Raw genomic sequence first — 12217 nt, 5'->3', positions numbered from 1 at the left:
CTAGCGAGCAGACTGCTGTTCTCCGGTCGAGCCGTCCGCATCTTCGCTCTGGGCGTCAGTCGAGGAGTCATCGTCAGACGCCGCGTTCACGCTGTCCTTGTCGATGAGCGAGACGTATCCTGCCGGGCGTTCCTGTTCCTTGTTGGACTTGGTATCGGTGGTCTGCCCGGTGGTCTCCTGTGAATCCGTTTCCGTTGCGGCACGATTGGTGTCCACAAGGTTGCCGTCATCGTCGAAGTCCTCGGGCCTGAGCTTGGGCAACGCCATGGTCTCCTCGTCATTGGACTGCGTGTTCGGCGGCTCCACGGGAATGGTGTTCGACTCCACGCGCTGTGGCGATGTGTGCGGCTGGAATCGAGCGCCGGCGGATTCGTTCGTCGCCGCATGTTCGTCGTCACGCCGCCAGCGGTCCGAGACCGGGGAAATAGCGGCGGGGGCGGGAGACATCTCGTCGGGGATCGTCTGATGAGGCTTGGTGGATTCGCTGACGCGACGGTCGTCATCACGATTGGTTCGACCGTCGTTGCGGCTGTCGCCATCATCAAGCAATGTGCCCACCGTAATCGTCGACGGATTGCGTCCATTCCGACCCTTGGATGCGTTCGCCTTGGAGGTGCGTACGGAAAGTTGGTGTGCAAGCCGCTCCACATGGGCCTTGAATTCGAGGATCCTGTCGTTGTCGGCGCGGTCGAGGGCGCGGATGAATTCGCCCACCTGCTCCATCTGCAGCCAGAGACTGGCCCGAAGCATGATCAGATCATCCAGACGGGAGCCGATCAGACGCGCGTAGGCGGACAGTACGTTGTTGCGGCGCTTGGAATCGAGCTTGTCGAAGATCCAGGCCAGATCACGGGCGGGATCGTTGACCTGCATGTCGCTCCAGCGGTAGATCGCGTTCAGTCCGGTGCTGGAGAAGATCATGTCGCCGTCGTCGAACCCACCGTGGACCGGGCAGGTACGGAAGGACCACAGGCCTTCGGTGGATACGATGCGCTCCCAGCTCGACGTGATCTCGTCCGGCACGTGACCGGCCTCCTTGAGCCGGGCGATCCACGCCACCAGCTGCTGACGGATCTGCGCGGCGGAATACACGGGATAGCCTTCCTTTTCAAGAAAGGCGGGGCGAAGACGGTGGATGGCGCCAATGGCGGTACCCACCGATACGCACTGGCTTTCGGTCAGCTGGCTAAGCGGCGTGGCGGCACCATCGTTGTGCATGGTGATCAGTACGGCGGTGGATCCTGTGGGGCCACGATCGTTCTCGCCGGGCTGGAACGCGACGGTGCGTTCCAGTGCGAAGCCGAGCCCCGCCGGCTCCTTGGCGCGGATCAACGCCGATGATGCCTTGGCGCGGGAGGTCAGCAGTTGTTTGCCGGTGTCGCTGCTGGACACGCTGACGTCGAATTCACGGCCTGCGGTATCGGTTACCACGGCGACGTCGATATCGTCCGGACCGGAGAGCAGGTACTGCTCGGATTCGCGCGTGCTGGCCACGGCGAATTCGGGCATGGCTGCGGACGCCAGAGCCGCCAAGGTAAATACTGAACGTTTACTCACGTCTTCCACTCTAATGCACGATGGCGTTCAATTCGGTCAGGAAACCTGACAGAATGGGACGTGTGAACACGAATGGCGAGAAAATCCTCGAAGGGCTTGATGAGGCCCAACTGGCCGCGGCGACGAGCATCGAAGGGCCCGTGCGCATCATCGCGGGTGCGGGCGCCGGCAAGACACGCACCATCACCCGACGCATCGCCTACGCATGCGCGACGGACCAATGGGATCCGATGCGTACGCTCGCCGTCACGTTCTCCGTCAAAGCGGCCACCGAAATGCGCTCCCGACTTGCCGCGCTCGGCGTGCCCATGGTGAAGGCCGCCACGTTTCACTCGGCCGCACTTCATCAGCTCAGGCGCGTCTGGCCCGATCTGAGCGACGCATACTTCCCGTCGATCGTCACGGATCCCAGACAGCTGGCCACGATCGCGCTGACACGGGTGAGCGGACAGGCCGAACCCGACGCCGCCACGGTTCGCGCCCTGCTCGCCGAAATCAACTGGACCAAGGTGTCGCTGATCGCGCCGCAGGATTATGCGCGCGTGTGCGCCGCCACGCATCGGCAGCCGCCGGCCGGGCTCGAACCGGATGCCATGGCCGACGTGATCGAGGCCTACGAGCGGGAGAAGACCGGTCGCAATCAGATGGATTTCAACGACATCCTGCTCATGACCTGTCATGTTCTCGAACGGTTCGACCCGGAGGCGTCCTCGATTCGCTCACGGATCCGTTGGATCACCGTGGACGAGTATCAAGACGTATCCCCGTTGCAGCATCGTCTGCTGAATCTGTGGATGCGCGGGCGTGATTCGCTGTGCGTGGTGGGCGATCCCGCACAGACCATCTATTCGTTCGCCGGAGCCACCAGTCACTATCTGCTGCATTTCGCACAGGAGTGGCGCAGACCATGCACCGACGTCCGGTTGGATACCGATTACCGGTCCACGCCGCAGATCGTCAATTATGCGAATCGCGTGCTGTCCGCCTCTCCGCAGGCCCGCGACTATCTGGTGCTTCATTCCGGCCGTGACACCGGCCGACGCATGATGGTCACCGCGTATGACAATGACGAGAAAGAGGCGACCAGCGTCGCCCGACGGATCGCCGCGCTGATCGACAGGGGAGTGAGTCCCAATGATGTGGCCGTGCTCATGCGCATCAACGCGCAGGGGCCGCTGATCCGTACCGCGCTCGGCAAGCTCGGCATTCATTCGCGCATCCGTGCCGAGTATGCGCAGACCGAGGCCACGCTGATCGATTCGTCATCCGCCGCCGCGCAGGCAGCCGCCGATGATCTGACGGCGCGTCGGGCCGGTCAGGTGAGCATATCCACGATCCACGCATCCAAGGGCCTGGAATGGAAGCACGTGTTCATCATCGGATGCTCTGAAGGACTGATGCCGTTTGGCTCGCCGTCCGCCGGCGCGCTGCTTGAGGAGGAGCGCCGACTGTTCTATGTGGCGGTGACCCGCGGCGAGGACACCGTCGACGTGTCCTTCGCCTACGGCAAGGAGGCCGCCAGCGGACAGCGGCGTACGCCAAGCCGGTTCCTACGATAGTCTTCCCGAGTTTTCCCGCGATAGGAGGGAAGGCGAATATGACGATGGGCTGGTGTTCCGCGACAATGGCGGAACACCAGCCCATTCTGGTGAGATGATATCCGGTGATATTAATCGTCGTTTTCGAATGCCAATGCCGGAATACGGTCACGACCGCCTGTGTTGACTACTTGTCGTTGTCGGACGGATCGTCATTGGCGCTGGGGGCGTTGTCGTCAGGATCGCCGTCGTCTTTGCCGCTGTCCTCGTCAAGCAGCTTGCTCAGCTCGGCATCCCAATCGATCTTCGTATCGGAACCGCCCGCGGTCGCGCCGGCATCATCGGAACCATCGCCGGACTCGGCAGCGTCCGTTGCGGGCTTGTCGACGAGCGCGGGAAGCAAGTCGGGGTGACTCCACTTGCCATCGCGTCCCTCGGAACCTTCGGCGAACGTGATCGACTCCCAGACATCGGCCGCTTCGCGCAGACGCTTGGGACGCAGCTTGAGTCCCAGCAGCGATTCGAAGGTCAGCTCGGCGGGTCCGCCCACCGCGCGCTCGCGGCGCATCATCTCGCGCAGCTGTTCGATATGCGGGATGTGCGCCATGCCGGCGCGCCATACCACGCAATCCACCCAGCCATCCACCAAAGCGAGCAGGCGTTCCAATCCGGCCAAGGCCTCCTGCTGTTCCGGGGTGTCGGACAGGCCGACCTTGGTCAGGTTCACCGCTCCGGCGATCGACTCGGGATTCATCGTCTCCGCCTCACGCAGCTGTTCCTCCATGGCATCCAGATCGATGGAGATGCCGCGCGCGTACTTGCCGATCAGCGCCTCGAAGCGCGGCATGAGCCAGTGCACGGAGGCGAACAGACGGGCATGGGCCACCTCATGCAGCGCGAGGAAGCTCATCACCTCGTTGCGGTCGATCTCCAGCTCCTTGGCATACGCCGTGATGTTCTCGGGAATCAGCGCCCCGGCGGGATTCTTCAGCAAGGCGATGCCCTGATCGAAGCTGCCATGCACTTCGGTGGACAGGTTGCCGGCGGCACCGCCCAGCTGCATGGCGAACGACGTGTTGCCCAGCAGCTTCATCAGCGTGGACGGGTCCTTGAGATCATCGGGGATCGGAATCGGCACCGGACCGGCGAACATGCCGGAGATCTCGCCGTTCAGCGCACCGCCCAGTCGTTCGGTGAGTACGGCGGCGAGCGCGTCGTTCATGGATTCCGCAACCGGGGCGGCGAACGACGCCCATGACGGCAGTGTCTTCTCCACCCATTCGCTTCGGGTGAGCACGTCGGGCTGCCCCTTGACCGGGTCGAATTCGATCACGGAGTCCAGCCACAGGTTCGCCTCGCTGAGTGCGCGGCGGGCTGCGGCGCCGTCCTCGGCGCTGACCATGGTCTGCGATCCGGCGTCGCGGGTCTTGTTCAGGGCGATGGATTGGGCGAGCTTGACGTTGATGGGTCCCTCCTCCATCGTGCGGTGCACGTCCCCCACGGAGTTGAGACCACCGGCGGTGAGCGCCTCGGCCAGGGAGCGTACCTCGGACGGCTTGGGCAGGCCTTCCACGCCCTGACTCATGATCTGCTCACGAATCGAATCCGGCAGTGACGAGAACTGCTTCCATGCCATCTCTCCCTGAATCGGGCCGAAGGCCTCGATAAGCCACTGATGCAATTCGTTGTCTTCCATACCTTCACCATCATTCGCATGGCGCGTGATGTGCGCCGGGGCCATTATCGTCAAGACAGCCCGGGTACCCTAGGCATTCGGGAAGTCTTTTCATCCATAGTATTGGAGGTATGCCGAACATGCACTTCAGACACGGCAAGTTCACGCTAAGCACCATGGTGAAGCGTGCTGCGTCGTATGTTGGCCTCGAATGGCGTGGACTGCGGTATCACCTGGGGCTGGTCGGTGCCCTGCTGTGCATCGTCATGCTGTGCATGCCCAGCGCGTTCGTGACCGAAGGTCCCGGCCCCACGCGTGATGTGCTTGGCACGGTCACGGTGGAGAACGGCAAGGCCGAGCAGATGATCGTGGTTTCGGGTGCCAAGACGTATAAGGACTCGGGAAAGCTGCTGCTGACCACGGTCAACAGCTACGGCGTGAACTCCCCGGCCGTCAATGCGCAGGTGTTGGTCGCATGGTTCAATCCCCAGGCCGGAGTATTGCCCCGTGAGGCGGTGATCCCGCCGGGACAGAGCGTCAAGGAGTACACGGACAACGCGAAGCAGGAGATGACCGGCGCGCAGGATTCGGCCTCGTCGCAGGCGCTCGCGTTCCTGTCGTCTCAAGGAATGGACACCTCAAATGTGAAGGTTTCCATGAACGTCGACGAGATCGGTGGCCCTTCGGCGGGACTCATGTACACGCTCGGCGCGATCGACAAACTGACGGAGGCGGACGAGACAGGTGGGGCGACGATCGCCGGCACGGGCACCATTGACGACAAGGGCAAGGTCGGTCCCATCGGCGGCATCCGACTGAAGATGATCGGCGCCAAACGCGACGGTGCCACGTGGTTCCTCGCCCCGAAGGACAACTGCGATGAGGTGGTCGGCCACGTGCCCGACGGCATTCGCGACGTACGTGTCGACACGCTTGCGGATGCGTACGAGGCGCTGGTGAAGATCGGTCAGGGCAAGGGGGATACCCTTCCGCATTGCACGGTCGGATGATCATGGTCGACAACCCCGTTCGTGTCGCGCCGATTCGTTACCGCATTGTTCGTCGTATGTTGCTATGCTGTTCTCGTGGTTGAAACTACTAGGCAAGAGGCTGACGTATTTGGGTTCCATTCCGGCGATATCGTCCAGGAGTGGCTATGGGATGACGACGTTGACGACTCCGTGCGTGAAAGCATCGAATCCGTCACCGGCGAGGATTTGGTCGACGAGGATTATGATTCCCCTGTCGACGGTGTGATCCTGTGGTGGCGTGACGGCGATGACGAGGATGCGCTGTCCGATACGATCATGGATGCAGTGGATGTGCTGAACGAGGGTGGCCCCTTCTGGGTGCTCACTCCGAAGCCTGGCCGTGAGGGAGCCGCTGCCGCCACCACCATTGAGAACGCCGCAAAGACTTCCGGCATGAACGCCGCCACTCCGCAGACGCTGAATTCCGATTGGAACGCCGTTCGTCTGCGTGCCTTCGGCAAGGGACGGCAGTAGTCCGCAATACCATGTAACACGTGGAAAACATCCCCGTCGGACATGCGAGCGTGGACAATGTTCGGTTTTGTCCGGCGGGATGGTATTCTTTTAAGGCATGCCGCGCCGAAGTGCGTGGATGCCTGATCGGGTGATTAGCTCAGTTGGTTAGAGCGCCACCTTTACACGGTGGATGTCGGGGGTTCGAGTCCCTCATCACCCACGATTGAACCGTTGAGAATTCAACGGTTCTTTGTGTTTCCGGGCGTTTTTTTCTACGGTTTTGCCGGCAACGCCCGTCGCAATTGACCGCGCAGTCACGTAAGGTGGCTTATAGTCAAACCGGATGATCATGCGGCCAAGGAGGTCGATACTATGGCACGGAAGCCCGCGGCAGAGCGCAATAGCGCGACGATCGCTCGCGCAGGCAAGCGTAAGTGGGGCTATGACGTCGGGCAGGTGGATGCATTTCTGGAACGCGCCCACACCCTGTATGAGGACGACGAGCCGAAGATGAGCCAGGAAGACATCCAGAACGTGTCGTTCGCCTTGGAAAAGGACGGCTATGTGATCTCCCAGGTCGACGCGGCGCTCAACCGTCTGGAAAAGGCCGTGGTCGACAAGCAGACCCAATGGGATGTGACCCACTTCGGTCGCGTGGCATGGAGGGCCGCCACGGAACAGCTGGCACACAGCCTCTACGGTCGTGCCGACCGTCCGGAAAAGGACCGATTCGAGCCCGGCGCATCCCGTCATCCCTCCTACGATCGCAAGCAGGTCGATCGACTGGTCAATCAGGTGATCGGCAAGATCAGGCGTGAACTCGGGGAATCCGAGGAACACGAAAGCGACGCCGTGCGCAAGCTCGATGCCGAACTGACGTCCACCCGCGTGTCCAACATCATCTTCACCCAGCGCATCGGCAAGCGTGGATATAGCGAACGTCAGGTCGACGCCTATCTGAATCGTGCGATTCAGGTGCTGGCGAGGCTCGAATCATTCTCCCGTCTGGAAGGCGCGCTGTTCCAATCGAGTGGTGCATCGCTGCCGGCTTCCCAGCCCGTTGCAACCGAACCCGTTGCAACCCCAGCACAGCCTGCGCCAGCATTCCCGGTGTCTTCGGCACCTGTGGCTCCTGTGGCCCCGGCGACCCCGTCCGGACCGGAACCGCTTACCGTGGCCGCATCCGCCGCAGCTCCGATCATCACCCCGGCGACTCCGGCACCTGTTGCCGCGACCCCCGTGGCACCCGTTGTGGACGAGGCGCGCGAGGAACAGCAGCGCAAGCGCGACGATTCGTTCACCAACCTGCGTGAGGCGGAAACCGAGATCTTCAGCGGTCTGGCCGACACCGCACCCGCGGCGGACACGCCCGCCGCAGCGGTTGCCGGATCCCTCAACGGACTGATGAATTCCGCGGTGGAAAATGCTGCAGTGGGAAGCCAGACGCCGGTACAGGCCCCCACATCGACGCCGTTGTTCCCCACGAACGCGCAGTACGCAACCGCGTCGGTCAACGAAACGCCGACCACTGCGATTCCGCGTTCGGTCGAACCGGCCGCATCACAATTCACTTTCGACGGAACGGCATCCACGCCGCCGTTCTTCCACGCGCAGACGCAGCCCCAGCCGGTTTCGGCATCGGAACAGTACGCCGCCCCGGCCCCCGTAACGGCTGCACCGGTCCAGCCCGTGCAATCCGCACCCGCCGCATACACCGCGCCGGCATATCCGACATATGATGCCACACCCGTATCGGAAGAGTCCGGCGCGGCCCATCACGGACGGCATACCAGCTATCTGCCCATCGAATCCGGCGTCGTCGGAACCTCGCCCGTCGAATCGACATTCACGCCGCATACGCCTTCGGTGTCGACTCCGGCCGCGGCAACGGCATCGACACAGACCCCGGCGGCGGCATCGAGCCCTGCGTCCACCGGAACGTCCGCCGATTCAACGAACGCCGCATCCGCACCCGACGACTACTTCTCCACCCTGCTCGACACAAGCTCGATCCCGGCGGTGGACTTCCATATTCCGAACCTGACCTTCCCCTCGCCGGACGACGACAAGGAAACGCGATAGGACGTGTCTGACAGGAGTGCACAGATCATGACACCAACAACCGATTTCCCCGATCCGACCCTGCCGAACGAGAACGACGATTGGCATCGCACCGTCGCCATCCTCGGCTCCACAGGTTCCATCGGCACCCAAGGACTCGACGTCATCGCACGGCATCCCGAACGATTCGACGTCGTGGCGCTTGCCGCCGGCGGTGCCCATGTGGAGCTGCTGGCCCGTCAGGCCGTGCAGTTCCACGTCCGTCACGTGGCCGTGCACGACGAATCCGCACTGCCCGCCCTTCGCGAGGCGCTCGCCCGAGAAGGGGCAAGCGGGGTCGAAACGACTGCGGGACATCAGGCGGTCATCGATATCGCCGGCATCGGCGCGGACGTGGTGCTCAACGGCATCACCGGATCGATCGGTCTTGAACCGTCCATCGCCGCACTGCAGGCCGGATCGCAGCTCGCCCTCGCGAACAAGGAATCCGTGGTTGCCGGCGGCCATCTGCTGTTCGACGCGCAGATCCGTGCCAAGCAGATCAATCCCGTCGACTCTGAGCACTCCGCCATCTGGCAGTCGTTGCGCTCGGGCACGCACGGCGAGGTGGAACGACTCGTCGTCACCGCATCCGGCGGTCCGTTCCGCGGCAAGCACCGCAGCGAACTGACCGACGTCACTCCGGAACAGGCATTGCATCACCCCACGTGGAACATGGGACCGGTCGTCACCATCAACTCCTCCACGCTGATGAACAAGGGACTTGAGGTTATCGAGGCGAGCCGACTGTTCGATGTGCCACCGGACCGCATCAGTGTGACCGTGCACCCGCAGTCCATCGTGCACTCCATGGTGGAGTTCCGCGACGGCGCCACGATCAGCCAGGCGTCGCCGCCCGACATGCGTCTGCCCATCGCGCTCGGCCTGTCCGCGCCGTACCGTCTGGGCGATATCGCCAAACCGTGTGACTGGACGCAGGCCGCCCAGTGGACGTTCGAGCCGCTGGACGACGAGACCTTCCCCGCGGTGAGCCTGGCCCGGCATTGCCTGTCCGCGTCGGAGAAGCACACGGCCGTTCTCAACGCGGCCAACGAGCAGGCCGTTCACGCGTTCCTCAACCATCGACTGCCCTACCTCGGCATCGTCGACACCGTTCGCGAGGTGCTCGACGAGATGGACGCCGAATTGAGGAGTGCACCCCTGTTCGAGTCCGTGGAGGAAATGAGCCGACTCGAGGAAACCGCCCGCCGACTGGCCGATCATCTGATAGACAACAACCGTGACTGACGTGACTGAAACGAATACGACCGTAACCGTGAACGAACAGAACACCACGACCGCGGACGGTGCCAAGCCGTTCCGCAAGACGGGGGAGCCGTCCATCGCCGAATCCCCCCTGCACCCGAGGCGCAAGTCCCGTCGCATCATGGTGGGCCCCGTGCCCGTTGGCGGCGGCGCGCCCATCAGCGTGCAGTCGATGACGAACACCGTGACTGCGAACGTGAACGACACGCTCCGTCAGATTGGCGAGCTCGCCCAGGCTGGCTGCGACATCGTCCGTGTGGCAGTGCCGAGCCAGGACGACGCCGACGCACTGCCGTCGATCGTCGCCAAGTCGCCGATCCCCGTGATCGCCGACATCCACTTCCAGTCGAAGTACGTGTTCCAGGCCATCGACGCCGGTTGTGCGGCGGTACGCGTGAACCCGGGTAACATCCGCAAGTTCGATCAGGTGGGTCCCGACATCTGCAAGGCGGCCACCGACGCCGGCATCAGCCTGCGCATCGGCGTGAACGCTGGCTCGCTCGACAAGCAGCTGTACGCCAAGTACGGTGGCCCCACCCCCGAGGCTCTGGTCGCGTCCGCGCTCAAGGAGGCGCGACTGTTCGAGGACGTCGGATTCCACGACTTCAAGATCTCCGTGAAGCACCACGACGTGATCACCATGGTGCAGACCTACCGTCTGCTCGCATCCAAGGGCGACTGGCCGCTGCACCTCGGCGTCACCGAGGCGGGCCCGGCATGGCAGGGCACCATCAAGTCGTGTCTCGCGTTCGGCGCACTGCTGGCGGAAGGCATTGGCGACACCATCCGCGTGTCCCTGTCCGCCCCGCCCGTGGAAGAGGTCAAGGTCGGATGCAAGCTGCTCGAATACATGGGTCTGCGCGCACGTCACTTCGACATCATCTCCTGCCCGAGCTGCGGCCGCGCGCAGGTGGACGTGATCCAGCTGGCCAACGCCGTCACCGACGGACTCAAGGGCATCACCGCCCCGATCCGCGTGGCCGTGATGGGCTGCATCGTCAACGGTCCGGGCGAGGCTCGCGAAGCCGATCTCGGCGTGGCGTCCGGCAACGGCAAGGGACAGATCTTCATCAAGGGTAAGGTCATCGAGACCGTGCCCGAGGATCGCATCGTCGACACCCTGCTCGACAAGGCCCACGAGATCGCCGAACGGATGAAGGACCAGGCCGAATCCGAAGGTCGTACGCTCGACGGCACCGAACCCGTCGTCGTGCCCATCACCTCCGACGGCAAGCACCACAACGCCTGACGGTCGATCGCCGCGGACGATTACTGACTGCGGACGGTGGCAACTATAAAAATGCCGTTTCCGTACGATACGTTGCGTGTCCGAGGCCGGACAATACGCCATACCGGCCGTCATACCGGGTACCGTTGAATTATCCGGTGAGTTGGCGGAAGGAACGGCATGGACGATATGACCGATATGGCGTTGACGTTTGATGACATCAAGCAGGGCGTTGCCATTGCCGGTATCATGCCGGATCAATCGGTTACGGTGGTGGCCGCCATGCCCCTAGGAGACGATGCCATCAACTTGTTCTACACCACGGCCGATGGCGGTACCGGCAGCGAGATCATCGATTCCGCTGCAACCACATGCTCGTTCAACGAGCAATGGTACAGATACTGGGATTGAGGACGAGAATTGATCAGTAAATATCAGAGATGACGGGATTATTCCGGTAATACTCCGCTATGGAGCTTTTGCTGATTATGGTGCTACTTGGAGCAGTACCGGACAGTCCGTTACGGGCGTCCTTCCACGGCGATTCCCTGTGGGTTCGAGCGCTGAGCTGATTGCCAGTCAGGTTCGACAGTGATTGACAAACGGAGTCCACGATGGCACGTTCGCTGTCGTTCAATACGCCAATATCGCCGTTCAGCTCACCATCGCGTATCAGAAACTTCCCCCGGTGTTGCGCATACAGGGGGCTGCATACGGGCCCGCCACGCCATGCCTGAAAGTCCTCGTCAAAAAGAGGACGACCATGGCGGGACAATGATTCCGCTTGTGAATAGAATGCCAGTTTTTGCAATTGGGGGTGGTGACGTTTTGTTGGACTTCGTTGTCTGAATGGTCGTTCAGAACGATATCACATGTGTTCAGGCGACGAGCCCGAGCTGGATGCGCTTGTCCATGATGCTCATCCCGTATTCGAGTTTGATGCGCTTGTCCCGGTACCAGACCATGTACTCGTCCAGCATCGCAATGAACTCGTCGATCGTGACGCCCTGGAAGCTCCTCTTGTGGAAGAACTCCTGCTTGAGCCGGCCGAAGAACCCCTCGGCGGCGGCGTTGTCCGGGCTGCAGCCCCTCGCGCTCATCGACCTCGTCAATCCATGATCCGTGCAGATGCGAATCCATTCGGGCCACCGGTAGTGGCATCCCCGGTCGGAGTGGATGACGGGCGTCTGACCGGGTTTGAGCGTGGCGCACGCGTCCTCGAGCATCCCATTGGCCAGCGCGGCGTTGGGGCTGGTGCCGATCGTCCACGCGACCGGCATGCCGTCGTAGCAGTCGATCACCGGCGACAGGTACACCTTGCCCGCGGGGATCGAGAACTCGGTGATGTCGGTGACCCACAGCTCAT

Annotated in this window: 11 protein-coding genes and 1 tRNA gene; 8 read left to right on the top strand and 4 right to left on the bottom strand. The window is 62.5% G+C overall.

Going from position 1 to position 12217, the window contains the following annotated elements:
• Nucleotides 1–1557 carry a phosphotransferase gene (locus BTIS_RS09690; protein ID WP_245819406.1) on the bottom strand — a complete coding sequence of 519 codons (1557 nt, stop codon included), beginning with the start codon at nucleotides 1555–1557 and terminating at the stop codon, nucleotides 1–3.
• Nucleotides 1558–1610: 53 nt separating this feature from the next.
• Between BTIS_RS09690 and BTIS_RS09685 the strand changes: the two genes are divergently transcribed.
• Nucleotides 1611–3116, top strand: a complete 1506-nt coding sequence (locus tag BTIS_RS09685) for an ATP-dependent helicase (RefSeq protein ID WP_094664948.1) — start codon at nucleotides 1611–1613, stop codon at nucleotides 3114–3116.
• Between the two features lie 166 nt (nucleotides 3117–3282).
• Here BTIS_RS09685 and BTIS_RS09680 read toward each other — a convergent pair whose 3' ends face one another.
• On the bottom strand, nucleotides 3283–4791 hold the full coding sequence (locus tag BTIS_RS09680; RefSeq protein ID WP_094664946.1) for a zinc-dependent metalloprotease: 1509 nt from the start codon (nucleotides 4789–4791) through the stop codon (nucleotides 3283–3285).
• 110 nt (nucleotides 4792–4901) lie between these two features.
• Here BTIS_RS09680 and BTIS_RS09675 point away from each other — a divergent pair, with 110 nt between their 5' ends.
• The 7 genes from BTIS_RS09675 to BTIS_RS09645 all read left to right on the top strand — a co-directional run bounded on the left by BTIS_RS09675 (nucleotide 4902) and on the right by BTIS_RS09645 (nucleotide 11262).
• A complete protein-coding gene (locus tag BTIS_RS09675; protein WP_375137747.1) occupies nucleotides 4902–5780 on the top strand; it encodes a YlbL family protein in 879 nt (292 codons plus the stop codon).
• Between the two features lie 75 nt (nucleotides 5781–5855).
• Nucleotides 5856–6275: a DUF3052 domain-containing protein gene (locus BTIS_RS09670; RefSeq protein WP_094664944.1), complete on the top strand. Its 420-nt coding sequence runs from the start codon at nucleotides 5856–5858 to the stop codon at nucleotides 6273–6275.
• Between the two features lie 128 nt (nucleotides 6276–6403).
• A tRNA-Val gene (locus BTIS_RS09665) sits at nucleotides 6404–6477 on the top strand.
• A gap of 152 nt (nucleotides 6478–6629) precedes the next feature.
• Nucleotides 6630–8339, top strand: a complete 1710-nt coding sequence (locus BTIS_RS09660; protein ID WP_094664942.1) for a DivIVA domain-containing protein — start codon at nucleotides 6630–6632, stop codon at nucleotides 8337–8339.
• Between the two features lie 27 nt (nucleotides 8340–8366).
• Nucleotides 8367–9605 (top strand): 1-deoxy-D-xylulose-5-phosphate reductoisomerase, encoded by a 1239-nt coding sequence (dxr, locus tag BTIS_RS09655; RefSeq protein ID WP_094664940.1) that lies wholly within the window; start codon nucleotides 8367–8369, stop codon nucleotides 9603–9605.
• Between the two features lie 28 nt (nucleotides 9606–9633).
• Nucleotides 9634–10872: a flavodoxin-dependent (E)-4-hydroxy-3-methylbut-2-enyl-diphosphate synthase gene (gene ispG, locus BTIS_RS09650; protein WP_169713086.1), complete on the top strand. Its 1239-nt coding sequence runs from the start codon at nucleotides 9634–9636 to the stop codon at nucleotides 10870–10872.
• A gap of 159 nt (nucleotides 10873–11031) precedes the next feature.
• Nucleotides 11032–11262, top strand: a complete 231-nt coding sequence (locus BTIS_RS09645; protein ID WP_094664938.1) for a hypothetical protein — start codon at nucleotides 11032–11034, stop codon at nucleotides 11260–11262.
• A 13-nt stretch (nucleotides 11263–11275) separates the two neighbouring features.
• Here BTIS_RS09645 and BTIS_RS09640 read toward each other — a convergent pair whose 3' ends face one another.
• Both BTIS_RS09640 and BTIS_RS09635 read right to left on the bottom strand, forming a co-directional pair.
• Nucleotides 11276–11662, bottom strand: coding sequence for a Panacea domain-containing protein (locus BTIS_RS09640; protein WP_143248933.1), 387 nt, complete (start codon nucleotides 11660–11662; stop codon nucleotides 11276–11278).
• A 67-nt stretch (nucleotides 11663–11729) separates the two neighbouring features.
• Nucleotides 11730–12217: IS3 family transposase (locus tag BTIS_RS09635; RefSeq protein ID WP_143248932.1), on the bottom strand; the 488-nt coding region annotated here is incomplete at its 5' end.

The organism is Bifidobacterium tissieri (assembly GCF_002259645.1).
Classification (GTDB): Bacteria; Actinomycetota; Actinomycetes; order Actinomycetales; family Bifidobacteriaceae; genus Galliscardovia; species Galliscardovia tissieri.
Note: the sequence above shows the minus strand (reverse complement) of the source record. Positions and strands in the feature narration are given on the sequence as shown.

What these genes read in the sequence shown, in the direction of transcription:
- BTIS_RS09685 (WP_094664948.1), top strand. Translation starts at nt 1,611, where the DNA reads ATGGGACGTGTGAACACGAATGGCGAGAAAATCCTCGAAGGGCTTGAT.
- BTIS_RS09675 (WP_375137747.1), top strand. Translation starts at nt 4,902, where the DNA reads ATGCCGAACATGCACTTCAGACACGGCAAGTTCACGCTAAGCACCATG.
- BTIS_RS09680 (WP_094664946.1), bottom strand. Translation starts at nt 4,791, where the DNA reads ATGGAAGACAACGAATTGCATCAGTGGCTTATCGAGGCCTTCGGCCCG.
- BTIS_RS09660 (WP_094664942.1), top strand. Translation starts at nt 6,630, where the DNA reads ATGGCACGGAAGCCCGCGGCAGAGCGCAATAGCGCGACGATCGCTCGC.
- BTIS_RS09645 (WP_094664938.1), top strand. Translation starts at nt 11,032, where the DNA reads ATGGACGATATGACCGATATGGCGTTGACGTTTGATGACATCAAGCAG.
- dxr (WP_094664940.1), top strand. Translation starts at nt 8,367, where the DNA reads ATGACACCAACAACCGATTTCCCCGATCCGACCCTGCCGAACGAGAAC.